14 protein-coding genes are annotated in these 25,402 nt (G+C 63.0%); 4 read left to right on the forward strand and 10 right to left on the reverse strand.

The genetic code is table 11. The annotated features are described in order from the left end of the window. Positions 1-130 precede the first annotated feature (130 nt). Both ABAC460_RS37720 and ABAC460_RS37725 read right to left on the reverse strand, forming a co-directional pair. Positions 131-2,002 (reverse strand): glycoside hydrolase family 97 protein, encoded by a 1,872-nt coding sequence (locus ABAC460_RS37720; RefSeq protein WP_023453903.1) that lies wholly within the window; start codon positions 2,000-2,002, stop codon positions 131-133. A 19-nt stretch (positions 2,003-2,021) separates the two neighbouring features. Beyond that, on the reverse strand, positions 2,022-3,032 hold the full coding sequence (locus ABAC460_RS37725; RefSeq protein WP_023453904.1) for a zinc-binding alcohol dehydrogenase family protein: 1,011 nt from the start codon (positions 3,030-3,032) through the stop codon (positions 2,022-2,024). Positions 3,033-3,162: 130 nt separating this feature from the next. Between ABAC460_RS37725 and ABAC460_RS37730 the strand changes: the two genes are divergently transcribed. Further along, positions 3,163-5,793, forward strand: a complete 2,631-nt coding sequence (locus ABAC460_RS37730) for a glycoside hydrolase family 31 protein (RefSeq protein WP_052012760.1) — start codon at positions 3,163-3,165, stop codon at positions 5,791-5,793. Here the strand turns inward: ABAC460_RS37730 and ABAC460_RS37735 are convergent. The 7 genes from ABAC460_RS37735 to ABAC460_RS37765 all read right to left on the reverse strand — a co-directional run bounded on the left by ABAC460_RS37735 (position 5,785) and on the right by ABAC460_RS37765 (position 16,600). Beyond that, a complete protein-coding gene (locus ABAC460_RS37735; RefSeq protein WP_023453906.1) occupies positions 5,785-7,497 on the reverse strand; it encodes a CocE/NonD family hydrolase in 1,713 nt (570 codons plus the stop codon). The genes ABAC460_RS37730 and ABAC460_RS37735 overlap by 9 nt on opposite strands. Next, the gene (locus tag ABAC460_RS37740) at positions 7,498-8,367 is read right to left on the reverse strand and encodes a hypothetical protein (RefSeq protein ID WP_023453907.1); all 870 of its coding nucleotides are present in this window, start codon (positions 8,365-8,367) and stop codon (positions 7,498-7,500) included. Positions 8,368-8,369: 2 nt separating this feature from the next. Continuing rightward, the gene (locus ABAC460_RS37745; RefSeq protein ID WP_023453908.1) at positions 8,370-11,018 is read right to left on the reverse strand and encodes a glycoside hydrolase family 3 protein; all 2,649 of its coding nucleotides are present in this window, start codon (positions 11,016-11,018) and stop codon (positions 8,370-8,372) included. A gap of 9 nt (positions 11,019-11,027) precedes the next feature. Beyond that, on the reverse strand, positions 11,028-13,091 hold the full coding sequence (locus ABAC460_RS37750; protein ID WP_235075810.1) for an alpha-L-arabinofuranosidase C-terminal domain-containing protein: 2,064 nt from the start codon (positions 13,089-13,091) through the stop codon (positions 11,028-11,030). Between the two features lie 361 nt (positions 13,092-13,452). Beyond that, a complete protein-coding gene (locus ABAC460_RS37755; RefSeq protein WP_023453910.1) occupies positions 13,453-15,009 on the reverse strand; it encodes an alpha-N-arabinofuranosidase in 1,557 nt (518 codons plus the stop codon). Positions 15,010-15,059: 50 nt separating this feature from the next. Next, complete coding sequence (locus ABAC460_RS37760; RefSeq protein ID WP_023453911.1) at positions 15,060-15,581, reverse strand: DUF3237 domain-containing protein; 522 nt, start codon at positions 15,579-15,581, stop codon at positions 15,060-15,062. Further along, the gene (locus ABAC460_RS37765) at positions 15,578-16,600 is read right to left on the reverse strand and encodes an alpha/beta hydrolase (RefSeq protein ID WP_023453912.1); all 1,023 of its coding nucleotides are present in this window, start codon (positions 16,598-16,600) and stop codon (positions 15,578-15,580) included. Before ABAC460_RS37765 ends, ABAC460_RS37760 begins: the two co-directional genes overlap by 4 nt. Before the next feature lie 494 nt (positions 16,601-17,094). Between ABAC460_RS37765 and ABAC460_RS37770 the strand changes: the two genes are divergently transcribed. Further along, positions 17,095-18,042, forward strand: a complete 948-nt coding sequence (locus ABAC460_RS37770; protein WP_023453913.1) for an alpha/beta hydrolase — start codon at positions 17,095-17,097, stop codon at positions 18,040-18,042. A 130-nt stretch (positions 18,043-18,172) separates the two neighbouring features. Further along, on the forward strand, positions 18,173-20,104 hold the full coding sequence (locus ABAC460_RS37775; protein WP_023453914.1) for an NPCBM/NEW2 domain-containing protein: 1,932 nt from the start codon (positions 18,173-18,175) through the stop codon (positions 20,102-20,104). A 36-nt stretch (positions 20,105-20,140) separates the two neighbouring features. Here the strand turns inward: ABAC460_RS37775 and ABAC460_RS37780 are convergent, their stop codons facing one another. After that, positions 20,141-22,507, reverse strand: a complete 2,367-nt coding sequence (locus ABAC460_RS37780; protein WP_035426230.1) for a TonB-dependent receptor — start codon at positions 22,505-22,507, stop codon at positions 20,141-20,143. Positions 22,508-23,073: 566 nt separating this feature from the next. On the opposite strand from ABAC460_RS37780, the gene ABAC460_RS37785 reads away from it, so the two are divergent. Continuing rightward, positions 23,074-25,269: a TonB-dependent receptor gene (locus ABAC460_RS37785; protein WP_023453916.1), complete on the forward strand. Its 2,196-nt coding sequence runs from the start codon at positions 23,074-23,076 to the stop codon at positions 25,267-25,269. The last annotated feature ends 133 nt before the right edge of the window (positions 25,270-25,402 follow it).

Raw genomic sequence — 25,402 nt, forward strand, 5'->3', positions numbered from 1 at the left:
TTCGAAAATCAATCATCAGACTTTTACGAAAAATCTTTGCCATTCCGTACTTTAGGAAGCGCTTCCAAATTGCATTATTTCGTCGTTATCTGCAAGCGGGGCAGCACCAGGTCGCGAAAAAGTGACCAAGTCACTCGCCAATCACCAGCACCGCACCTCCCCCACGTTCTACTGAGAGGCGAAGAGTCTCCCCGCGCGATACTCGCTTTACGGCCCGATGGGTCCTGTTCGCTGTGGCACCGTCTTCCCAGATCACGGCATTGTGAGCTCCATCGGCCAGGAAGCCGAGCGGAATCTCGATGATTCTGGCGGTTTCATTGTTCAGGGCAGCGACATACCAGGTCGCTCCTTTTCGGCGGGCGACAGCAATGTAGGTATCAGGGGCACCGCCGACGAATCTGGTCTCGTCCCAGGCTGTCGGTACCGCCTTGACGAAGTCGAAGCCGTCGGCGTTGTCGTAGGCAACCGGGTCGTCCGACACCATTTGCAGAGGACTGTCGTAGACGACGAACTGCGCCAGGGCCTGGCCGCGCGTAAAGCGCGTGGACGGGAAGACCTCGGTCTGGACGTAGGCTTCCGGATACGAATTGCGGAAGCCGCCCGGCGTGTAATCCATGGGGCCCAGAAGCATGCGGGTATAGGCCAAATGCACATTGTGCGAAGGCGTCACCTTGCCCCAGGGGAATTTGTTGTATTCTGCCCCCAGTACGCCTTCCTGGGTGATGTAGTTGGGATAGGTCCGCGACAATCCGATCGGCGGGAAAGCGCCGTGCATATCGAGAAGCATATGCCGTTTCGCCGTTTCGGAGGCCAGGCGTTCGTAGAAGGCGACCATCTCCTGGTCGTCGCGCTCCATGAAGTCGACCTTGATACCCTTGATTCCCCAGGCCTTGTAGGTGTCGAGCACCTGCGCCATGCGCGGCTCGACATGTTTCCAGTGCGCCCACAGGAGCAGGCCGACGCCTTTTGATTCGGCATAGGCCGCCAGAGCGGGCATGTCGATGCCGGCCTCACCCTTGGTGATGTCTGTGCGCGGATCGGCGGCGCAGCATGGACCGGTGTTCAGCGCCCAGCCCGCATCGATGAGGAAATAGGGAAAGCCCGATTCGGCCGCGAAATCTATGAAGCGGCGGTAGCGTTCCATGGTCGGCTTGTCGCCCACCGTCGGGCCGGACCACCAGTCCCAGGCAACCAGGCCAGGTTTCACCCAGCTATAGTCTCCCGTCGCCTGGGCGGACAGGTTTCCGATCAGGTGTGATTCGATCAGGTCCCCTGCCCTGTCGCCCATCATGATGACGCGCCAGCCGCTCTGCAGGCCGTCGGCGGATTTGACCGCTACCGCCTTGTCGTCCTGCCGCGGGAACAGCTTGACCTGCAGACTGCCGTTCGCCGGCTTCAGGGCCGAGCCGGCATAGCCGGATAAACCCGCCTGGACGATGGCGTAATGGGTCTTGCCGCTGGGCGAAGGACATACGACGGGATAGTCGTAGAGCTTGGCGGCGTCGAGTTGCGAGATCCGCACCGGATTCCAGGGGTTTTCATGCGACGAGGCGAATTCCGAAACCAGGCAGGCGGGATCGCCGGCGGGACGCAGTTGGGTCGTCTCATCAGCCAGCGCCACAGCCGCACCTTGCGGCAGGAGATAGCGCCATGCGACGCCGTCATTATAGGCGCGAACCTCGATCGACAGTTCGCGTTTGAGGCCGTCGGCCTCGCGGAAGGTCAGACGCTGGCCATTATAGTGGTCCGCGGCACTGGCCGCCTTCGTCGCGGTCAGGGGGTGGGTGCGGTTTTCGCTGAAGCTGGTTTTGTTGACCAGAGCCAGGCTGGAAAAGCCGGGCGCGCCGGCCAGTTGAAGGCCGGCATGTCCGGAGACGATCTCTTCACTGTTGCGCACGGCGGTAAAGGCGGATCCGTCTGGCGCCACACGAAATTCAACCTTGCCGTCCGGAGACGACAGGACAATCTGGGTTGCCGCGGCCGCGGCCAGTAATGCAAACATCTTCCCTGTTCCTGTTATTTTATATGGTGACGATGGCCTTGAGCAGGTCGTCAGGCGTTTTCAGCAGTTCCGGCACCTGATGCGGCAGGTCGACGGCGTTCAAAGAGTGGGTGTGCAGCTTGTCCGTCGGAATAGCGCCATCGCGAATCATGTCGATGACCATCTGAAAGTCATGCTTGGTGGCGTTGCGACTGCCGATCAGCTGCATTTCCCGCTTGTGAAATTCGGGATCGGAGAAGGTGATGTCCTGACTGACCACGCTGACCAGGACATAGCGGCCGCCATGGGCGACATAGGCGAAACCCTTTTGCATCGCGCCCGAATTGCCCGACGCATCGAAAACCACGTCGAAGAAATCGCCTCCGGTCGTATCCCGCAGCCAGGCGTCGGCATCGGGACCGGCCAGCGCGGTTTCAATGCCCGGGCATACCGACCGGGCGCGCTCGAGACGGCCGCTGTTGGTGTCGATCACGGCGACGTCGGCGCCGGTCATCTTAGCAAACAGGGCAACCCCGACGCCGATGGCCCCTGCGCCGACGACCAACACCCGGTCAGCGGCGGTGACAGCACCACGGCGGACGGCGTGCATGCCGATGGCCAGGAATTCGACCATGGCGGCCTGGTCAAAGCTGAGGCCTTCGACGTCGATGATCGCTTCCTCAGGCACCGTCACATATTCGGCCATGCCGCCGTCGATATGGACGCCCATGACGCGGATGTTCATGCAGCAGTTCGGCTTGTCGCGCCGGCAGGCGTGGCAGGTCCTGCACCGCAGATAGGGGTTGATCGTCACCGTCGCCCCGATGCGGATAGGGGAGCCAGGGTCGGCGTCCAGAACCTCACCGGACAGTTCGTGGCCCATGATGCGTGGATAGGAAAGGTAGGGCTGATTGCCGGAAAAAATGTGGAAGTCGGTACCGCACATACCGATGCGCCGGATGCGAACCAGGACTTCGCCGTCGCGCCGGACAGGCACAGGCCGCTCAGCGAGGGACAGGTCGAAAGGTTTGTTGCAGGAGACAGTCAGCATGGCGATTCATTTACCTATATGGAATTTACTTTTATATAGAAAAATTGCAGATTGCCAAGACAAGCCTTGCTGCGCGGTGAAAATCTTTATGCCGACGCATGCGAAGCGCCTTTTCTTTTATGGGTGGAACATGAGATTTGCCGATACGCGCACGAGCCAGACAACGCGCCGCCACGTCCTGATGGGCGGCGCGGCCCTGTTGAGTTTTGCCGCAACGCGCGCCGCGGCCGGCGTGAAAGCGCGCCATCCCGACCATGTCGCCGTAACGCCGGACGGTACTTTGCAGATCTTTGCCCTGACGGATGCAGCATTCCGCGTGCGGTTCGTTCCCGGTGCCGGGACGCTCACCGCCCCGGACACCCTGCTTTTGCCGCAACAGCAGCGTCCGAAAGTCCGGCAGAAAAACGGCGCGACGGTTCGCCTTCGCCTGCCGGCGATAGGCTGCGAAATCGATGCAGAAGGGCTGCGGTTCTACGACCGCGACGGCCGTCTTCTGCTCAGCGAAACACCAGGCGGGAGGCGGCTCACACCGTCGAAGCTGGGGGACGAGGACGTATTTATCGCCGAACAGACGTTTGATTCGCCGCCCGGCGAGCATATCTACGGCACCGGCTGCTTTCAGGACGGCGCGCTCGATTTGCGGCACCTTCCGCGCCGCCTGACCCAGGTCAATACCCAGATCAGCCTGCCGGTAATCCTGTCGAGCCAAGGCTATGGTCTCCTGTGGCTGAACGGCGGAAAGAGCGACCTTAACCCGGTGTCCCGCCAGGTTCGCCTCAGTCGCGTCGAGGTAGGCGCTCAGGCGCAGGTCGATGTCACCACCGGCGCCGGCAATGCCAGCATCGCCCGGACCGAGGCCGTGTTCGAGGCGGAGATCGCGCTGGCTACCGCGGGCCGTTACGCCTTCCAGCTCGATATCGGACGCAAGATGGCGTCGCGCCACCATGTCGAGATCGACGGCAAGGTCTATAGCGACCTGACCAATCTGTGGCTGCCGCCCACGACCAGCTTCCTGGCTGACCTGGAGGCCGGAAAACACAAGATCCGGGTCATTGCCAATGCCGACGACGCACCGTCCCTTTGGTTTGATACGGTACGCGACCAGACGGTTTGGCGGTCCGATGTGGCTGAAGCGATCGACTATGTCGTCATCGCCGGCCCCGAGGCGGAAAACATCATGGAAACCTATCGCCAGTTATCCGGCGAAACGCCGCTGATGCCGAAATGGGCCTACGGCTATATCCATTGCCGCGAGCGGTTCAAATCGTCGCAGGAAATACTTGATAATGCCCGGGAATTTCGCCGGCGCAAGCTGCCGGTCGATGTCATGGTCCAGGATTGGCAGTACTGGGGCAAGCACGGCTGGAACGCCATGCGTTTTGACGAAGCGCATTATCCCGATCCGGCGGGACTGGTGAAGAACCTGCACGGCATGGATATGCGCCTGATGCTGTCGGTCTGGTCGAAAGTCGACCGCAAGGCGGAACTGGGCAAGGCCATGGCGGAAAAGGGTTTCTACATTCCCGACTCCGACTGGATCGACTTCTTCAATCCGCAAGCCTCGGCCTTCTACTGGCAGAACCAGAGCGAACGCCTGGCGGCGCTGGGGATCGACGCGTGGTGGCAGGACGCGACGGAACCGGAAAATGACGACCTGGTCGGGCGCCAAACCCATGTGGGTAAGGGGGAACACGTCCGGCTGACCTATCCGTTGCAGGTGTCCCGCACGGTCTATGAGGGCCAACGCCGCGACTATCCCGACCGGCGGGTGTTTACCCTGACCCGGTCCGCCTTCCTGGGCCAGCAGCGCTATGCAGCGGCGACCTGGTCCGGCGATATCGGCAATGACTGGGAGACGCTGAAGCGGCAGATTCCGGCCGGGTTGAACATGGCGGCGGCGGGTTATCCGTATTGGACGGTCGATGCCGGCGGGTTTTTCCGGCCGGGGCCGTCGCAATATACTGACACGGCCTATCACGAGCGTTTTATCCGCTGGTTCCAGTACGCTACCTTCCTGCCGCTGCAGCGGGTCCACGGCTATATGACCGACACGGAATTCTGGCGCTATGGCGAGACCGTAGAAGGCGTGGCGCGCGATTATCTGAACCTGCGCTACCGGCTGTTTCCCTATATTTACAGCCTGGCCTCGGTGGCTCACCGCAAAGGAACGCCGCTCATTCGCCCGCTGGTTTTCGATTTTCGGGAAGATGCAAGGGCGTTGGATCAGAAGCACAGCTATATGTTTGGGCCGGGACTTCTGGTGGCGCCGGTGCTTGAACCCGGTGTGGCGCAATGGCCGGTCTATCTTCCGCCGTCACAGGGCGGATGGTACGATCTGTGGAGCGGAATCCAACGCGCGGGTGGTGAAACCCACCAGGTCGCCTCGCCTCTGGCGCAGATACCGGTGCATGTCCGCGCCGGTACGATCCTGCCGCTGGGGCCGGTCGTCCAGTCGACGGCGGAAATTTCCGACCAGCCCATCGACCTCGCGGTTTTTCCCGGCCGGGACGGTGCCTTCGAACTTTATGAAGATGATGGCCTGACCTATGGCTACGAAAAAGGCGCCTCCAGCACAGTTCGCATAAACTGGAAGTGTGACCGCCGAGAGCTGGTCATCGGCGCCCGCAAGGGCCGATTCGACGGCATGGCGGAACGCCGGCTGTTCCGCGTCCATGTCGTGTCGCCGGACCACCCGCCCCTGCTTCCGGGTCAGGGCGTCGAGGTCACCTATACGGGACGCGCGATAACTGTCTCACTGTGACATCTGAGGCAGGTCGATACGCGAGGGTTCGGCGCCGCCATAGACCACGGTGATCTGGGGTGCCGGATCGAGCTGGATCTCTTTCAGGTTACGCTGGCGCGGGTCGGCTCCGGTCACGGTCAGGCGCAGCTTCGCCCCGGCCGGTACGACGCGGGAGACCGGCGTCAGGGCGATGTCCATCCGGGCCGGCTCGCCGGGCTTCAGGGTCAGGATGTCGCCCGACCGGCCGGAATGCCATGGCAGGCCGAAATTGTCATAGGGCGGCGTCGACAGCTTGCGATGGCTGATTTTAAGACGACCGAAGGCGATCACCTCTGTCTTGCCGTCGGCGGCGACCTGGTCGAGATAGACGAAGACATCGGCACGCGGGTCGCTGGTGCTCACGGTGAGATGGGCGACCGGAAAGCCGATCAGGGTGACCGGCTTGTCCAGGGCCGGGCCGGTGTAGCTGAGGCCGTGGCTGTCCATGGGCTGGGGCCAGAAGGCGAAATATTCCGGCGGTGGCAGGTTGTAATCGACGGTGAAGGTGTCGATCCCTTTGGCGGCGGCCTTGGAGGCCAGACCGCGATCGCCGGTCAGGTACCATAGCAGGGCTTGGGATTTGGCGCCGGGCAGTTGTTCGGCGCGGACATAGCTGCCCTTGCCGTCCAGGCCTTCGACCCAGTAGGTGGCGCGCGGTTCACGGTCGATACCGTTGTCGACGCCCTTCAGGTGATGGTCGAAATAGCGGGTGATCTCGCCGGTGAAGTCGAAGCCCGGCGGCGGGACGCAGTGACCGCCGGGTCCGCCGAGGAATTTGCTGCCCAGGTTGTTGGCGGCCAACAGGGTCTGGGCCGTCGGCTCGTCCTGCCAGTTGCTCCAGAAATAGGTGGCGATCCCGGCCTTACGGATGGCGTCGAGATAGTTGTAGACCCCGACCTCTTCCCAATAGGCATTGCCGGTATAGGTCGAGACGCTGTCGCGGTAGGGCATGCCGTACCACAGCGGCCCCATGGGTGTGTTCTGGGCGTGTTCGGCAACCGCCTCACGCAGCAACGCGCCGTCGGGGTCGGCATCGACCGGCAGGCTGGCCAGGTCGACCGACAGGGGCTCGTCCGGGCGGGTGTTGAACTGGGCGGTGATCCCGCCGGCGCGGACGAAGTTGTACTTGTCGAGATCCGAGGCGCCGACGAAGACGGCCTTAAGCGAAGGTGGCGCGGTAGAGGCGGTATGGAAGGTGGTGCCGCCGTAATAGGAACAGCCGATCATGCCGACCTTACCCGTCGAATAGGATTGGCGCGCCAGCCATTCGACCAGGTCGTAGCCGTCATAGGCCTCGGTGCGGTCCTGGAAGCCGCGGCGATGGCCGAAGGAGGCGCCCTTGCCGCGGATATCGGCCGTGGCGACGACATAGCCCGAGCGGATCAGGGTGCGCAGGGCCAGTTGATCGTCCAGGGCCGTTTCCTTTACCTCGCCTTTTTCGTTGCGAAAGCGGGCGCGGTAGGGCGTGAACAGGAAGACGACCGGATGCTGTCCGGCCGTGGCCTGGCCATTGGCGGCGGGACGATAGATGTTGACGGCCAGGCGCGTGCCGTCGCGCACGGGGACATAGAGCGACTGCCGGACATAGTCCGCGTCTTCAGCCTTGGCGGCGAAAGCGAACACCGCCACACAGAGCCCGGCGAGGCCGGCCAGCAGGGCCAGGAAGGTTTTACGGCGATACATTCAGAAGTTCTTCTTCTCATAGCTAACGCGTTTGTCGACACAGTAACCGCAGCTTTGGCCGCTGAATTTACCGGCGGCCGTCGTATCGCCCTTCAGCTTCCAGTCCAGCCAGGCGGTGACGATTTCCGCGCCGATACCGCCGTTGGGCTGCATGTAGGTTCCGCCGTGGCCGACCGGGATGTCAACATAGGCGGCCGGGATATGATGGATGCGGGCATAGTCGTCGCGGCCATTGTTATAGGCGATATCGGTCGGTCCGCCCATGACATAGATGATCGAGCCGTGCAGGTCCTTCAGCATGGCCTTGTTGACCTCGATGCCCGAGATGGGATTGCCTTCGTTGAACACGCCGCTGTTCATGATGATGAAGGTCGAGATGCGCGGATCCTTGCCGATTGCGATCGCCTGAAGGCCGCCGCAGCTCCAGCCGGAAGCGGCGATTTTATCGGCGGCAACACGGCCGAAATAGGGACTGCCCTGCCGGGTATTTTCGCGCACCGCCCAGTCGATGGCCTCGGTCAGGGAGGCCGGCGAGTTCGACGCCTTGAGCTGGCCCGGCTGGCCTTGTTCCTCGGCGGGCTTGGGGTGGTTGGCCGGGATGATCCCCGGAGCGATCACCAGATAGCCGTGCGAGGCGATCTCCTGCAGGTGGTTGCGCGAACCGGTGCCGTCATGGCTGCAGCCGCCATTGCCGAAGACATAGATGCCGAGTGTTGCCGGCTTGACCCCGGCCAGGTCGGCCGGTCGGTAGACGACATGTTCCGGCAGGTTCGGATCTTCTTCGACCACGACCGGATAAGGCCCGGTGTCGGCCAAGGCCGGTCCGGTCAGAGCGGCCAGGGCCAGTCCCAGAATAAGTGTTCGCTTCATGATCAGGGCTCCAGGGTTTGGGCGGAGGTTACGGTCAGGGTGGTCGCCACACCCGGCGCCTTTGGCAGGCCCGCGCGTTGGTCCGGCTGTCCGCCGCCGACCCAAAGATTGACCTTGCCCGGCTTGACGGAGCGCGAACCATCGGCGTTGACCGTGCTGAGCGCGCGGCTGTCGAGCGTGAAGGTGACGGTCTTGGTCTCGCCGGCCTTGAGGTGGATGCGGTCGAACCGCGCCAGGGCGCGGATCGGCACATCCTTCTGGCCGGGATGGCTGAGGTAGAGTTGCACGACTTCATCGCCGTCACGGGCGCCACTGTTGGTGACGTCGACGGAGACGGTGACCTCTCCGCCTCCGCCGACCTTGCCAGCCGACAATCGTGCCGGGGCATAGCTGAATTGGGTGTAGGACAGGCCGTAGCCGAACGGATACAGGGCCTCGCCCTTGAAGTAGCGGTAGGTGCGCCCCTTCATGGTGTAGTCGGTGAAGGCCGGCAACTGGTCGGCCGAGCGATAGAAGGTCACCGGCAGACGGCCGGCCGGGCTGAAGTCGCCGGCGATCAGGCGGGCGACGGCCGCCCCACCCTGCCCGCCCGGATACCAGGCTTCGACAATGGCGGGGACATGGGTATCGGCCCAGTTGACGCCGAGCGCGCTGCCGTTGACCAGGACCAGGACAACGGGTTTGCCGGTCGCCGAAACCTGCTCCAGCACCTTTTGCTGGACGGGCGGCAGGTCCAGGCTGGTCCGGTCGCCGCCGGAGAAGCCCGGCGTTTCGACGCGCATTTCCTCGCCCTCGACCCGCTGGGACAGGCCGGCGACGAAGATGACCAGGTCGGAGTCTTTGGCGGCGGCGACGGCTTCACGGGCGCCGGTGTCCGACGGCAGGCTCCAGACCAGTTTTTCGTCGCCGGCGGCCTGGCGTTGGAAGGATTCGACGCGGATGGCGTTGCGGCTGCCGGCCTCAAGACGGACGGCGCCGGTAGCAATCGAAGGACGCCAGTCGACGCGCCAGGCATCGACGACCAGCTTGTCATTGACCCAGATGCGGTAGCCGCCATTGGCGTCGTAGCGGAAGCGGTATTCGCCGGTTTCCGGGGCGGTCAGGAAGCCGTCATAGCGAACCGCACCGCTGCGCTGTTCGCCCTTCCAGGCCAGGTGGATACCGGCTTCGGGGGCCGTCTGGGCAGCGCCGGACATTTCGGGCGAGGCGTAGCGGCTGGTGGTCACGCCCTTGGCGGCGCAGTCCTTGTCGCGGCAGAGGGTATCGTCGGGCACGGCGGTCATGACCGGATCGATCAGGCCAGACCCCTGGGCGTAGCGCACCGTGGCGTTGGGGAAGCGGGCCTTGATGCCCGACAGGACCGTCACCGGATGCGACGGATCGCCGTTATAGTTGCCGACCAGCGAGTCCATCGAGTCGGCATTGGGGCCGATGACGGCGATCGAGCGCGGCTCGGCCTTCAGCGGCAGCAGGCCGTCGTTCTTCAGCAGGACCATGGCCGATTCCGCCACGTGCTGCGAAAAGTCGCGGTTGGCCTGGGTGTCGTAGTCGGCGGCGGTGATCGCCGGAAAAACCTGGGCAGGCGGATCGAACTGGCCCAGCTTGAACCGCGCCGAGAACAGCCGCACCAGTGCGGTGTCGACCAGGCTTTCCGGCAGAATGCCCTTGCGCACGGCGGACGCCACATGGTCGGCTTCGTTGGCATTGCCGCAGATCAGGTCGGTGCCGGCCTGATAGGCGACGGTCACGCCCTCTTCCGGCGTCGGCCGGTAGTGGTGCGAGGTCTTGTAATAGATGTCGCCGACGGCATCGCAATCGGAGACGACGAAGCCCTTGAAGCCCCAGTCCTGACGCAGGTGTTTGACCAGCAAGTCGTCATTGGCGCAGGCGGGCTGGCCGTCGATGGCGTTGTAGGCGCACATGATCGACAGGGCCTTGCCTTCGACGATGGTGGCGCGGAAGGCCGGCAGGTAGGTGTCTTCGAGGTCGTAGCGCGACGGGTTGATATTGTCGCGGTGGCGGCCGGCTTCCGGGCCGCTGTGGACGGCATAGTGTTTCGGCGTGGCGATGGTGCGGTAATAGAGCGGGTCTTCGCCCTGCAGGCCCTTGACGAAGGCGACGCCGATGCGCGCGGTCAGGTAGGGATCTTCGCCGTAGGTTTCCTGGCCGCGGCCCCAGCGCGGATCGCGGAAGATATTGATGTTCGGCGACCACACGGTCAGGCCGCGGAACCAGTCGGAACCGCCGAAACGATGGCGGCTGGCGACGTATTTGGCGCGAAATTCGACGCTGATGGTGTCGGCGACCTGATGGATCAGGGGTTCGTCGAAGGTGGCGGCCAGGCCGACCGCCTGCGGAAAGACGGTGGCGTAGCCGTGGGCGGCGACGCCGTGCAGGCCTTCGTTCCACCAGTTGTATTCGCGGATATTCAGCCGGGGAATGGCCGGGGCGTCATTGATTAGTTGCGCCGCCTTTTCTTCCAGGCTCATGCGCGACACCAGGTCAGTGGCGCGTTGCTCCGCCGTTTTGGTGGCGTCCTGGTAGGCCGGAGCGTCCAGCGGGTTCTGGGCCTGGGCGGCGGGCGCCGCGAGACAAACCAGCAGGGCCAGGGCCGATACGGTCAGGGTGTAGTGTGTGAGGTTTCGTTTCATCATCATTCCCTAGGCGCGGGCAAATTCGTAGAGTTCGACGCTGATCGGCGCGATTTTCAACGCCGACGCTGTGGTGAAGGTGTTTTCGGCGATGACCACTTCCGGCGCCTTGCCGACCTGGTTCTGCGCTTCGACACTGGGGCCGGTGAGCTTCCAGACGCGGCCGGTCTTGCGGGCCTTGAAGCCGTCCAGGCTCAGATTGAGGCTTTGGGCCTGCTCGGTGGCATTGACCACGGCGACGATCAGGGCCGACCGATCGGCGGTCAGGGCCGCGGACAGGTCCAGCGGATAGGTGGCGCTGCCGGCATTGACACGCGGCTGGTCGCCCCCAGCCGGGTATTGCGGCGCCGGCACCGGCGAATTGCCGGTCACCTGCACAGGGATGGTGCCGAAGTGTTGGTTGTACATCTGGTACAGCCGCCCGGTGGCGCTGATCACCGACCGGGTACGGTTGGTGTCCATCCAGCCGGTGGCCATGGTGTAGCCGGCCATGTCGATGAAGTCGGAATGGCGGAAGAATTCGTGCAGGCACATGCCCATGGCCAGGCAGGTCTTCAGGGTCTGGCGGAAGCTGTAGGCATATTCGTCGAAGAAGACCTTGACCTTGCCCTCATTGAGCGCGGGGAAGCGGCGCTTGTACGCCTCCCAGCATTCGACCATGGTCAGGACGCGGTTGGCCGGCTGGCGCGCCCATTCGACCAGAGGCCGTTCGACGTCGAACAGCTTGCCGGTCTTGACGTCGAACTTCTTGTTTTCGGGTGGGTAGGCGTGGGTGGCCAGGGCATCGAACTTGCCCCAGGAGTTGGCGAACATGCCGTAGGCCCAGTCGCGATCGGAGCCGAATTCGACTTGGGGCTGGCCTTCGATGAAGATGCCCTGCCCGGTCGTCATCTCATCGGCGAAGCCGCCCGGCGCGATGATGTAGATCGACGGATCGACCTTGCGCATGGCGTCGGCGAATTGGTTGTGTTTGACGGCGTACTGCTTCATCGGGATGTGGCCCATCTGCCAGTGGCCGTACATCTCGTTGCCGATGTTCCAGTATTTGACGCGGTAAGGTTCCGAGTGGCCGTTGGCGACGCGTCTGGCGCCCCATTCGGTGTCGGCGGCGCCGTTGACATATTCGACCTGCTCGGCGCCGGAACGCGGACCGTCGAAGCCGGTGCTGACGCACCAGCTCGGCTCGGCGTTGATCAGTTGACACATCTGCAGCAGCTCATCGACGCCAACGTCGTTGGGCTGGGGGAAGTTCCACACCGGGTCCAGGATCGGCGGGCGCTTGTCCGGGTCGCCGATGGTGTTCTTCCAGTCGTAGGCAGAGATGAAGTTGCCGCCCGGGATGCGCAGGATCTTGCAATCCACCTCTTTCATCAGCGCAATGGTGTCGGCGCGGAAGCCCTTGATATTGTCCGCCGGCATCAGCGACACGGCGCCGATACGGAACGATCCGGAGCCGGTGCCGGTGATTTCGAAACTGGCCTCCTCGGTATCCGCCGGGGACGAAAAGCGCAGCGGCACGGTGCTCCAGGTCTTGCCCGCCGGGACCTTGACGGTTTGCCGGTCGCCGGGGCCAGCGCCCCAGATCAGGGTGGCGGACACATCGGCCGGACCGTCAGCGGCGATGACGATGCGGCCGACATAGGCCTTTTTGGACAGGACCAGGCCTGCCTGGCCAAAGCCGCGCGGCTCGCTACCGGCCAGGGCCACCACCGGCGACTGCTCACCGACATAGGGGGCCTTGCGGTCCATGGTCACGGCGCTGTCGGGGCCGACCGGCACCCATTTGAGCATGTCACGCCGGCGCGAGGCCGGGCCGTCGGCCTTGGGCGCGGGCTGGGAGTTGATGGCGTTGAAGAACTTGCGGTCGTCCAGCACCTCGCTCCACATGCTGTGATTGATCAGGTTGCCGATGTGCTCGAGGAAACCGCCGTACAGGAACGGATTGAGCGACGGACCTTCGCGACCGACCTGGATGGTCGAGGCGATGGCGGCGGACTGGGCCATAGCCGGAGAGGCGGCGAAGGCCGCGGCGACCGCGCCGGTCATCAGGGCCTGGCGCCGGGACAGGGACATTTTCATATCGGTGGGCATGGTAACCTCGCGGTTTCGGACAGGGCGCGGCCAACGGCACATGTGTCCGTCGGCCTGGCGCAATCGTGGATGCCAAAGGCATTGGCAATGACCGCTAAAGGACCCCTCCGTCTCGACGCGCTTCGGCCCATAAGGGGCCTCGCTTGCTCGCCACCTCCCCATCTTCGATAGGGAGGAGAAGGAAGAAGATGCCAAATCGATAACGGGTCAGTTGTCGATGCCGCCGGATGAGAGCGGGTTGCGTTGAGATGGAAACGCTTGGCAGAACGCAACCCGCCTAGTTTTACGTTTTACGCTCCGCGCACATATGCGGTGATACCGCGTCAGTACGCTTCGCTCAGGCTTACATCGTGATGGTCAGGACGGTGACCGAGGCCGGCGCTAGGCGCACAACCGCCTTGCCGTCCTTCAGCTTCACCGAGATCGGCTTGGGCGCGACCGTGTTCGGCGCGGCGAAGTCGTTGAAGGCGTCGAACTTCGGCGCCGCCAGGGTTTCGCCCGAGACGGATTTGGCCTTTACGCCCAGGAAGGCGGTGTCGATGTCGACGGGCTGGTTCGGATCCAGGTTGGTCAGCGAGACGTAGAGTTTGCCGTCAGTCCCCTTTGCTGCCACGGCGTCGACCCGCGGCAGGGTAATGCCGTCGTAGGTGTAGGTGCCAGCATCGAAGGTCACCGGGATATAGGTGGCGTCCTGGAACGGCACGTACATCTTGAAGACATGGTAGGTCGGCGTCAGGACCATCTTTTCCTTGTCGGTCAGGACCATGGCCTGGAGGACATTGACCATCTGGGCGATGTTGGCCATGCGGACGCGGTCGGAATGGCGGGCAAAGATGTTGATGTTCAGCGCCGCCAGGATGGCGTCACGCTGGGTGTTCTGCTGCTTGAGGAAGCCGGGATCGGTGCCAGGCGTGGCGACATACCAGGCGCCCCATTCGTCGACGACCAAGGCGACCTTCTTTTCAGGGTCGTACTTGTCCATGATGGCCGAATGCTTGGTCACCAGGCCTTCCATCCCCAAGGTGTCCTTCAGGATGACAGCGTACTGCTTTTCTGTGAAGCCGGTGGCCGGCTGGGACACCGGGAAGCCGCCGCCCGTGGTGTATTGGTGCAGCGACAGGCCTTCGATGCTCCACGCCCAGCTACGGCCCTGGAAGGCCTTCATCACCGCTTCGGTGTATTCCGTGTTGCCGCCGTTGGGGCCGACCGCGATGCGCTGCATCGGCGCGGCGGGGTTATAGTTGCGGACGAAGCGGGAGTGCATCTTCATCTGGCTGACGTAGAAGTCCGGCGTCATGCCGCCACCGCAGTCCCAGCTTTCGTTGCCCAGGCCGACGAAGGGCACCTTATAGGGTTCGGCGTGCCCGTTGGCCGCGCGTTCGGCGCCCATAGCGTCTTGCGTGCTCGCCGTCATATATTCCAGCCATTCGGCAGCTTCACCGACCGTGCCGGAGCCGACATTGACCGAGAGGTAGGCTTCCGCGCCCAGTTGGTTGGCGAAATCCATGAATTCGTCGGTGCCGAAGGTGTTGGGTTCGATGACGCCCCCCCAGTTGGCGTTCATCATCGGCTTGCGTTCCGGACCGATGCCGCGGCGCCAGTGGTATTCGTCGGCGAAACAGCCGCCCGGCCAGCGCACCAGGGGCACCTTGATGGCCTTCAGTGCGGCGACCACGTCGTTGCGGATGCCGCGGGTGTTGGGGACGGGCGAGTCCTTGCCGACCCAGACGCCTTCATAGATGCCGCTGCCCAGGTGTTCTGCGAACTGGCCGAAGATGCGCCGGTCGATCTTGGCGCCCGGCTTGGCGGCATCGACGGTGACGGTAACCCGGTCCTGGGCGTGGACCGGCACGGAGAGAGCCGCCAGCGACACCGCGGCGGTCAGGATAAGCGACTTCATAATTCCTCCCAAGGCTTATGGCGCCGGCATGGCGGCGCCTGTATTCGTTTTCAGCGTACCCGGTAGAACCGGATGCGGACGGCGGGCTTGCCTTCGTGCGTGACGATTTCCAGCCGCGAGACGAAGGCCGACTGGTTCAGCCATTCATAACGGCCCAAAGGCGCTTCAAAGATCGGCGTCAACAGGATGGGCGCGCCCGCCTGCCCTTCCCTTGGCGGACACATCGGCCCCTGGTTGCGGACATTGATCACGGCGCCGTCGTCGGTTTGCAGCATATAGTCGGCCGTCGCCCAGACGCAGCCATCGGCGCGTTTGAGTTGCCAGTCCCAGCCACCAGGGCGGACCATGCCCTTGAAACCGCCACCATCGCCCGGCCCGTCGAAGCTACCGCCGGTGATGGGGATGATGTAGCGCTCGCCCATCGGAGTCTTGCCCGGGAAGACGCCTTCGCCCAGCAGCACGACTTCTTCGAAGGCAAATTCCAGGCGCGGAGTCAGGGGATCTGTTTGCGCAAGAACGGGCGCAGACCACAGGGCGCCGGCCAGTATCAGGGCTATGACGCGCTTTATCATGGCTTCACCGGTTCAAACGACAAATGTTCGGCGAAGAAGGGCAGGACATGGTTCTGGAAGCGGTCGGCGACGCCGCTGACATGGTCGCCGTCGTACAGTTCGAAGCTGTTGTCGATCTTGTAAGCGGTCAGCGTCTTGCTCAGGGCCTCGGTGTCGGTCTTCAGGCCGTCGCGGTCACCGACATCGAAGGCGATGGCCGTATAGCGACGCATGTTCGGGACGTACTGATGCACCATGGACAGGGGCGCGTTGGCCGCCCAGCGCGCGATGACGTCGGGTTGGGCCACGCCGTCTTTCGTCGGTAGGTCCATATAGAAGGGCGGATTGTTCGGGTTGGGCGACCAGGCCGAAGACACGGCCAGGGTGGCGCGGACAAAGAAGCCGAGGGCTTTCGCCTCCTCCGGCGTCTTCAGCGCCTCCAGTTTCAGGCCTTCCTCCGCCGACGGGGCACCGCGGGCCGACAGGCAGCACGGGCTCATGGCGTAGAGCGCGCTGAACACTTCCGGGTGTTTCATGCCGATGCGCACGGTGCCATAGCCGCCCATCGAATGGCCGGCCAGGCCGCGGCTTTCACGCCGGGCCAGGGTACGATAATGGCTGTCGATATAGGCCACCAGGTCGGTGGCGATAAAGCCTTCGAAATCGCCGGTGGTGACGGAGCTGGAATACATCGACCCGTTATGCAGGGTTTGGGAATTGGGCAGCACGACGATCATGCCCTTGACACCCGCCGCATAGGCGGCGTCGATCGTCTCCGGCGTCTTGATCTCCCTGGACCAGATGTCGTTGTTGATCGAATAGCCGTGCAGGGCGTACAGCACCGGGTAGCGCTTACCACTGTTGGCATCATAATCGCGCGGCAGATAGACCGTGACACTGCGGTTGGCGGTATTACCCTCAAGATTGCCTTCGAGTGCCTGGCTGTGGACCGTGATTCGGTCGACGCGTACGGACTGGGCCGCAGCGGAACCTGCGCCCAAAACCAGGATGGCGCAGAGGCCGAAAAGCACCTGACGCATTAGTTCTCCCTTATAATTATTCGTTTTTTATTTCCTCGGACAATACGAACGAGAAATCAAGTCCGGAGTTTTACCATAACACAAGTTTGAAACGGGCCATGACGAATTTGAGACAGTTTATTTTATTAGCGAAATTTTTGACAGCGCTGACATTTTTATTTTAATGTTTATTTTCATTGCTTTATTTCAGATTTGGAAAGTTCTTTGTCGCGGTGCGTCAAAAATATTATTGAAATTTCTCACTTTTGCGGCCGCGGAGCGATTGACGAAATTTGTCTGATCTTATAGCTTGTGTGACCGCTAACATTGTTTAGCGACGGCCTTGTTCTCCCCGACAGAACAAGTTGTTTTCGTACCTCTAGCTCCTGACCTTGCTGCCCTGTCTCCGGGGCACTGTAATGGGCGCATTTTCGGATGCGCCCTTTTTTTTGGAGCTCAGGCAGCAACGATAGCCGGGCAGACGACCGTTACAAAAATAAACGCGAGGACACGTCATGAAACCCACCCTTTTCCGCCAGTTGAAGACGGGCGCCGCCGCCGGCGCGCTTCTGCTGATCTGTGCGCTCGCCTCGCCGGCCAGCGCGCTCGACGACAAGATGACGCCGATCGCCATCCCGGCCCAGCCGACGGCCATTGTGCTGAACACCGGTCCCCTGCCCGGCGCCACCGCGCCTGAAGCGTGGCACAGCCAGTATGGCAGCGTGTTTGCCCGTAACGTCACCGTCGCCACCCTCACCCCCTTCCTGCCCGATCCGTCCAAGGCGACCGGCGCGGCCGTGATCGTCGCCCCCGGCGGCGGGTTCCGCACCCTGTCGATGGAAAACGAAGGCTGGGATGTCGCCCAGGCCCTGGCCGACCGCGGGGTTGCCGCCTTCGTGCTGAAATACCGTCTCAACCCGACGCCGGCCGACCCGGTGGCGTTCGAAGAGTCGATTAAGCAGATGTTCACGCCCGGCGCGCGTCCGCCTGCGCCTCCGGGCCAACAAGATCCGGCCAAGATGCTGGCGCCGCAGATCGCCGACTCGCGCGCTGCCTTCGCCCTGGTCCGGTCGCGCGCCGCGGAATGGCATATCGATCCCGATCGCGTCGGTATGGTCGGCTTTTCGGCCGGCGCCATGCTGACCCTGTCGACCGCCTTGTACGGCGAGGACGCCAAGCCGGCCTTTATCGGTGACATCTACGGCCCGCTGATGCCGGTCACGGTTCCGGCCGACGCCCCGCCACTGTTTATCGCCCTGGCGGCCGATGATCCCTTCTTCGCCAATGCCGGCTACGGCCTGATCGACAGCTGGAAGGCGGCCAAGCGCCCGGTCGAGTTCCACCTGTACGAACAGGGCGGACACGGCTTCGGCATGTACCCCAAGACCACCACCAGCACCGGCTGGTTCGAGGCCTTCGCGAGCTGGCTGACCATGCACGGCTATATGAAGCCGAAGGGCTGAAGCCACGCGCGACGCACCGGTAGCCTGGCGATTGTGACGCCCGCCAGGCTACCGGTTTTTTTTGTGGGTGCGCCGAGGGCGAATCCCGGCGTAAAAGACGGTTGAACGCCGTCAGCCGGAGAGGCCCGATATGAAGCTCAAGTTACGCCTGGCCACCTGCGGCCTGTTTGCCGTTTCCCTTTTGTTGACCGCCGTCCCAGCCATGGCCGGCGATGCGGATCCGCTGGCGGCGACCGGGCGATGGAGCGTCTATACCGCCGGCCGCGCCGCCACGCCGCCCATGGGATGGAGTTCATGGAATGCCTTCGGCACCGATGTGACCGAGGCGCGCGTCTTGGATTCCGCCAATACGATTGTCGCCAGCGGTTTGGCGGCCAAGGGCTATCTCTATATCAATATCGATGATGGCTGGTGGCTGAAGCGCCGCCAAAGCGACGGCCGCATGCAGGTGCGCACGGTGATCTTTCCGTCCGCCGCGGTCGGCGGCAAGGACGAGTCGAGCTTTCGGCCGTTTACCGACAAGATCCACAGCATGGGCCTGAAGGCCGGAATCTATTCCGATCTCGGCCGCAATTCCTGCTCCCAGGCCTATGGCGGGCCGAGCACGCCGAACCTGCCGGAAGGGACCGTCGCCGAACGCGAGGTCGGGCTGTACGGTCATGCCGAGAAGGATATCAAGCTTTACTTCCAGGACTGGGGCTTCGACTTCATCAAGGTCGACGGCTGCGGTGTGCGGGCATTCGGGCCCGATTCCGGAAAGGTCACGAGCGGGCAGTACCGGGTGTTGGGGCCGATGATCGACTTCCAGTCGGTCAACCGCACCGATGTCGCGGAAATCAAAAAGCTTTACGGCGAAGTCGCCGACCACCTGAAGCGCTATAACCCCGACGGCGATTTCGTCTTCTCGATCTGCGCCTGGGGATCGGCCGACGTGCGGTCCTGGAGCCGGACGGTCGGCAACCTGTCGCGGACCAGTGACGATATTACCCCGAGCTGGGGGCGGATGCTGACCAATCTCGACAGCGCCGCGACGCGGGCGCTCTATGCCCATCCGGGCAGCTGGAACGATCCCGACATGCTATTCGTCGGCCATGGCGACTTCGACGAGCACCATCTGACCGAGGCGAGGTCGCATTTTGCCCTGTGGGCCATGCTGAGTGCGCCGCTGATCATCGGCTACGACCTGCGCAAGGCGCCGCCGGAGCTTATGGAGATCTTCGGCAATAGCGAGCTGATCGCTATCAACCAGGATCCGGCCGGCAACCAGGCGGTTCTGGCCTACGAGACCGATGACGTGCAGATCTTCGTCAAGAGCCGTGGCGATGATCCGGCGCACAAGGCTGTGGCCATCTTCAACCGCGGGACCGCGGCGCAGGAGGTGACCCTGAGCGCCGATCACCTGAAATATGCGGCCGGCGCCGATGTCCAGCTGACGGATTTGTGGACCAAGGCAGCGCTGCCGGCCTTCAAGGGCGAGGTCAAGCTGCGGGTCGAACCGCGCCAGACCCTGGTCTTCGACGCGCGTGGCATGCGTGCTCTGGATGGCGGTGTGTACCTGTCCGAAATGCCGGGTCGGGTGAATCCGGCCGTCGACGGCGTGGTCACGCCGCAGGCCGATCCGTTCATCCACCGAGGTGTCAGCCCCTGGGCCGGCACGCGCGGACGCGGCGACCTGCCGATGTATGCCGGCTGGGGCGGCGCCCAAGCCGATGTGACGCCCTATGGCCGCAGCCTGCAGATCGCCGGCAAGCCGTTCGCCAGCGGTATCGGCATCCTGGCCAATTCGCGTCTGGAAGTGCGGTTGAGCGGCGAGCGGCGGTTTACCGCCAGCGTGGGTGTCGATGACTCGACGCTCGATACCTCCACGCCGGTGACCTTCCAGGTCTATGGCGATGGCAAGCTGCTGGGTCAGTCGTCAGCCCTGCGGTTCGGCTCGGCGCCGGAAGAGCTGACGGTCGAGGTTGCGGGGTACAAGATTTTGGAGCTGGTCGCGCGCAGCACGGTCTCCGGCAATGCCGAACGGACCGTCGTTACCTGGGGCAATGCTGCTCTGCTGAAGTAAAAGGCGCCGGACCTTTCGGCCCGGCACGATGCCGCGTCAGAAGTTGAGCGACCAGGTCAGGTTGATATTGCGCGGCCGGGCATAGATCACCTCGGCATAGCCCGCCGACGTGCTTTCCGACGACGTGCCGGCCACGGGATACAGCTCATCGGTCAGGTTGTTGCCCGACAGAGTAAGGTTCCACTTGCGGTCATCCGGTTCGAAAACGAGCGAGGCGTTGACGATGGTGACCGAATGGTTCTGGGCGATCGATTCCGTATTGCCGGCGTCGAAGTACTGCGCGCTGGTATAGCTGACGTTCACCCGCGGGGTCAGGCGCCATCCCTCATCCGGATGGAAGGTGTAGGCCGCTCCGATATGGCCCTGCAGTTCGGGCGCAAACGGCAACCGGCTGTCTAAGGTGGCCACCGAGGTGGGCGTCACCGCGCCGAAGGCCGGCGGATTGGTGATCGTGTCGAAGCCCGTTTCCAGATAGCCCAGGCTGGCGTTCAGGAACAGGTCCGTCACCGGCACATATTCGGCTTCCAGTTCGAAACCGCTGACGGTGGCCTCGCCGGCATTGAACAGCAGAGGCACGACGCCCAGGCGGTAGGTCATCTGCATGTCGGTATATTTGGTGCTGAAGGCGGCACCGTTGATGCGCAGGCCGCGTACCGGATTGGCCTTGAAGCCGGCCTCGATCGTCTCGGCCGATTCCGGCGAGAACGAGATCGGCTTGTTGCCCGGAGGGGCGTTGTTGTAGCGCTCGTTGAAGCCGCCGCTCTTGAAGCCCTGGGACCAGCTGACATAGGTCATCAGGGCCGAATTCCAGCGGTACTGGGCGCTGGCCGAACCGGTGGTGGCGGTGAAGTTACGCTCATTCTGGCCGGTGCCGATGAACAGGCAGCCCGTTTGCGTCGGCGGCGGTCCGCCGAACGGACACAGGGCGGTCGGCGCGGCCGGTTCGGTGGCGCTCGCCGGGGCGACGTTGAACATGATGCCCTGCAGGCCCTTGCTCTCATCGGTGTAACGCAGGCCGGCCGACAGGCTTAAGCGATCCGAGGCCTTGAACGTCCAGTGGGTGAACAGGGCCGTCGCCTCGGTATCCAGTTGGACGCGTTGGGTGTCATAGGAGGTGCCGGGATTGCCCAGCCCGACCAGAACGCGGTCGAAGGTCTCTTCCTTGAAATAGTAGGCGCCGATGACGCCGTCGACGCGGCCGGCCTTGATCTGGGCCTGAAATTCCTGGCTCTTCTGCTCGCTCTCGCTGGCGTACTTGGTTTGAAGGATCAGCAGAGGCGTATTGTCGGCGTCGCGGGCGCCCGACCATTCCAGGGTCCGCGCCGACGAGATCGACTTGAGCGTCAGGGCGTCATTGACCTTCCATTCGGCGACCAGCGACAGGCCCGAATTCTCCAGCGTGCTGTAGGCCGGCGCCGTGCCGCCATTGGTGAACGGTCCCTTGTACTGGGCGTCGTTGGCGCAGCGCGGATCCGCGGTGGCCGGCACGAAGGGTGGCGGGAAGGTGGCGCCGGGGCAGCCGGCCGCCTTGCTGGCCGCCGCCGGGAAGGTCTGGCGCTCGTTGATTTGCAGGAAGACGAAGGGCGAGCCGTTTTCGTCGGCCTTGGCATAGTCGCCGCGCAGGGTGAAGGTCAGGTCGGCGGTCGGTTCCCACCGCAGGGTGCCCTGGGCGTTGGTGGTGTTGACATTGCCCAGGTCCAGGCCATCAGAAACCCGGTGGACATAGCCGTCGCGCGTGCGCCGGCCCAGCGCCACGCGCCCCTGCAGTTCTTCCGTCATCGGCACGTCAAAGGCGATGAAGGCTTCCTTGAGATTGTCGTCGCCAATGCCGGCGCGCACCATGTTGCCGGCGCCGGGCTTGTTGGTCGCCAGCAGCACTGCGCCGCCGATGGTGTTGCGTCCGAACAGCGTGCCCTGGGGGCCGCGCACGATCTGGACGTTGGCGATGTCACGGAATTCCATGGCGCCACCGACCGAGCGGCCCATATAGACGTCATCGATATAGAGGCCGACGCCGGGATCGACAGCGCCGGTGGCATCGGTCTGGCCGATGCCGCGAATGAAGACCTGGGCGGCGGAATTGTTGCCGGTCAGGGTGCCGTAGGTGGCGAACTGTAGGTTGGGCGTCACCTTGCCCAGGTCGGTCGTCGTCTGGATCTGCTGGCGTTCCAGCGACCTGGCGCTCAGGGCGGTGATGGCGATCGGCGTGTCCTGGAGGGCTTCCGCCCGGCGACGCGCGGTGACGACCACAACTTCGCCGTCGGGTTCGGCCGCCTGCGGCGCGGCTTGCGTCTGGGCAAAGGCCTGACCGCACAGAAACGGCAGGCAGGACACGGCCATGGCCGCGACGCCCATCCTGTAAATTCCGCCCCCGAAGGCACGGTATTTCCGGTGTCTCAACATTAGGTAATCTCCCTGTTTTTATATATCACATATTAGTTATGGATATTATTTAGTAGCAATTATACCTAATGTGCATTTGGCGAGCCGTCAATCACATCCTGACGTTGTTGCAAAGTGTTGCTGGCCCGACACATGCAAGGGTAAGGCATTTCTACAGGCAGATATTGCGCAGTATCTGTAAGTCTCAGGTATTCCCCTGCCACAAAACACCCGGCAATCGGTCTCTTTTCTTCAGTTTCAGCCGATAATCCAGACATGACATTTCGCCGACCATATTATCAACAATGTTATTCATCATATAAAAGTAAAATCGCACCTGTCTTTATTTTATTGCCTTTGAACGATATCCTGGGGATGCCGGTACGAGCTTCCCCAGGGACCGTTCGCCGGAAGTTGCCGATTTGCATCATCGCAGGCTCAATGCAAGCGTAAGGCAAGACGTTTACATATTTCCGTTGCAACCGGTTCGAGACGGCGTTATGCCTGAAAAAACGTAATCACACATAATGATGATTATTAATAACTAATTTGGCGTCCGTCGCCGAAACAGGCCCAGGAGATTACCTATGACCCACCCGTTCAAAACGCGGGCCCTCCCCTTCAAAGCCTTGACCGCCCTGCTGTTGGCGGGTGTGTCCCTGCCCGCCCTGGCGCAGGCCCAGGATACGGCGCCCGCCGCCGAACCTGCCCAGGATGACGGCGTCGAAGTGGTCATCACCGCCGAACGGCGCAGCCAGCGTCTCAGCACCGTCCCCATCGCCGCCACCGTCCTGACCGGCGACATCACCCGCAAGGGCGTGACCAATGTCAGTGATCTGCAAGCGGTTGCGCCGTCGGTGGCCATCAACACCTTCAACCGCTCGACCTTCATCAACATCCGCGGCGTCGGCATCGCCCAGTCCGCCCCGACCTCCAGCCCCGGCGTCGCCTACTATATCGACGGCCAGCTGATCCCGCATGAGCAGTTCATCGGCCAGAGCTTCTATGACCTCAATTCGGTCGAAGTGCTGCGCGGGCCGCAGGGCACCCTGACCGGCCAGAATTCCACCGGCGGCGCCATTTATGTCCGCACGCCCGAGCCCAAGTACAATACCTATGGCGGCATGCTGGACGTGACGCTGGGCGACTACGGCAAGCAGCGCGTGGTCGGTGCGGTCAACGCCGGCTTCAACGACAATGTCGCCTTGCGCGTCGCCGCCGTCATGGACCAGCGCGACAGCTATACCACCAATATTTCCACCAAGGCGCTCAGCCAGCCTGGCAATACGGACCTGACCTCGGTGCGCTCGAACCTGGCCATACGGTCCAGCGATGACCGGACGAAGTTCAACCTGCGCCTGGAATGGTTCGACCTGGAAACCGACAACAATGCCGTTAAACGCCGCGGCGACACGGTATCGACCGACCCGTTCGAGATCGAGGAAGACGGCTATTCCTACATGAACCAGAACGGCAGCCGCGCCTCGATCGAGGTCCGCCACGCCCTGACCGACGAGCTGCAGGTCCGCTATCTCGGCTCGTTCCAGCGCGGCTGGAACCGGGACCAGACCGACGGCGACCGTACCGATACCCGCCCGCCGCGTCCACCCGCAGGCAATACCGGCCGGGTGTCCAATGCCTATCAGCTTACCGCCACCTCGATCCACGAGATCAACCTGATCTCGACCAGCGATTCCCCGATCCAGTGGGTGCTGGGCGCCTTCCGGATGGATGAGGATATCGACCTGCTGCTGCTGCGCGACAACAACCACATCGATTACGTCAGCACCGTCACATCCATGTCCAAGACCTTTGCGGTCAATACATCGGAGTCGATCTTCGGCCAGGCGACGTGGAAGGTGACGCCGAACTGGGAGTTGCTGCTGGGGCTGCGTAATTCGAACGACACTCAGGTCTATACGCGTTATGCCGCCGGCGGGCCGCTGCTGCCGACCCCGGTCGTGGGCACAGCGGAATCGTCGGAATCGACCGGCAAGCTGGCCGTCAACTATCACACCGACGGCGGGTCGCTGATCTATCTGTCGGGGTCCAAGGGCTATAAGGCCGGCGGGGTCAACCTGACGCCAAATACGCCCAACTTCGGGCCGGAAACCAACTTCGTCACCGAGCTGGGTTTCAAGACGAAGCTGTTCGACAACCATCTGCGGGTCAATGCCGACGTCTTCATGTCGGATTACCAGGACATCCAGCTGTCCAGCCTGGTCGGCGCCCTGCCGACGACCCAGAACGCCACCTCTGGCGAATCCAAGGGCGCTGAGCTGGAGCTGATCGGCAATTTCGGCAATCTGAGCTTTACCTTCGGGGCTGGCTATCTCGACGCCAAGTTCTCGCAAAGCGCCTGTATTTCGGACACCAATGCGCCGGGGACCGATGCCGGCTGCCCGACCAATCTGCGCTTCGTGCCGGAAGACCGGGTATTGCCGTTCTCACCGGAATGGACGATCAATGGCGGGGTTCAGTATGACTTCGCGTTGGCCGGGGACATGGTCCTGACGCCGCGGCTGCAATGGTCGCACATCACCGAACAGAATGCGACGCCCTTCCCCAGCCTGAACACCATCGTGCCGGCGCGCGATGTCGTCGATGCGCGGTTGACGTGGGACATCAACCCGTCGTGGCTGCTGGAAGGCTATGTTAACAACCTGACGGACGAGGTCTATATCGCGTCCCAGATCCAGTCGTCGTCTTCGGCCGATGGCGGTATTATTTACGGCGCACCGCGGACCTACGGTGTGCGTGCGCTGTTCAAGTTCGGCGGGTAGCTTCCTTACCCGTCGTGGCCGAACTCTCTCCCGAGTCGTGCCCTTTCCCTTACCGGATGGCCTTGGCGCCATCCGGTTTTTTTGTGTGGAGAACTATCTGAGCAGATGCCGCAAACTCCCTCCTCCCTACGAA

The organism is Asticcacaulis sp. AC460 (genome assembly GCF_000495795.1).
Lineage (GTDB): Bacteria > Pseudomonadota > Alphaproteobacteria > Caulobacterales > Caulobacteraceae > Asticcacaulis.

Excerpts from the sequence above, each read along its gene's own strand:
- ABAC460_RS37720 (WP_023453903.1), bottom strand. The coding sequence starts at position 2,002 with ATGTTTGCATTACTGGCCGCGGCCGCGGCAACCCAGATTGTCCTGTCG.
- ABAC460_RS37725 (WP_023453904.1), bottom strand. The coding sequence starts at position 3,032 with ATGCTGACTGTCTCCTGCAACAAACCTTTCGACCTGTCCCTCGCTGAG.
- ABAC460_RS37730 (WP_052012760.1), top strand. The coding sequence starts at position 3,163 with ATGAGATTTGCCGATACGCGCACGAGCCAGACAACGCGCCGCCACGTC.
- ABAC460_RS37735 (WP_023453906.1), bottom strand. The coding sequence starts at position 7,497 with ATGTATCGCCGTAAAACCTTCCTGGCCCTGCTGGCCGGCCTCGCCGGG.
- ABAC460_RS37740 (WP_023453907.1), bottom strand. The coding sequence starts at position 8,367 with ATGAAGCGAACACTTATTCTGGGACTGGCCCTGGCCGCTCTGACCGGA.
- ABAC460_RS37745 (WP_023453908.1), bottom strand. The coding sequence starts at position 11,018 with ATGAAACGAAACCTCACACACTACACCCTGACCGTATCGGCCCTGGCC.
- ABAC460_RS37750 (WP_235075810.1), bottom strand. The coding sequence starts at position 13,091 with ATGTCCCTGTCCCGGCGCCAGGCCCTGATGACCGGCGCGGTCGCCGCG.
- ABAC460_RS37755 (WP_023453910.1), bottom strand. The coding sequence starts at position 15,009 with ATGAAGTCGCTTATCCTGACCGCCGCGGTGTCGCTGGCGGCTCTCTCC.
- ABAC460_RS37760 (WP_023453911.1), bottom strand. The coding sequence starts at position 15,581 with ATGATAAAGCGCGTCATAGCCCTGATACTGGCCGGCGCCCTGTGGTCT.
- ABAC460_RS37765 (WP_023453912.1), bottom strand. The coding sequence starts at position 16,600 with ATGCGTCAGGTGCTTTTCGGCCTCTGCGCCATCCTGGTTTTGGGCGCA.
- ABAC460_RS37770 (WP_023453913.1), top strand. The coding sequence starts at position 17,095 with ATGAAACCCACCCTTTTCCGCCAGTTGAAGACGGGCGCCGCCGCCGGC.
- ABAC460_RS37775 (WP_023453914.1), top strand. The coding sequence starts at position 18,173 with ATGAAGCTCAAGTTACGCCTGGCCACCTGCGGCCTGTTTGCCGTTTCC.
- ABAC460_RS37780 (WP_035426230.1), bottom strand. The coding sequence starts at position 22,507 with ATGTTGAGACACCGGAAATACCGTGCCTTCGGGGGCGGAATTTACAGG.
- ABAC460_RS37785 (WP_023453916.1), top strand. The coding sequence starts at position 23,074 with ATGACCCACCCGTTCAAAACGCGGGCCCTCCCCTTCAAAGCCTTGACC.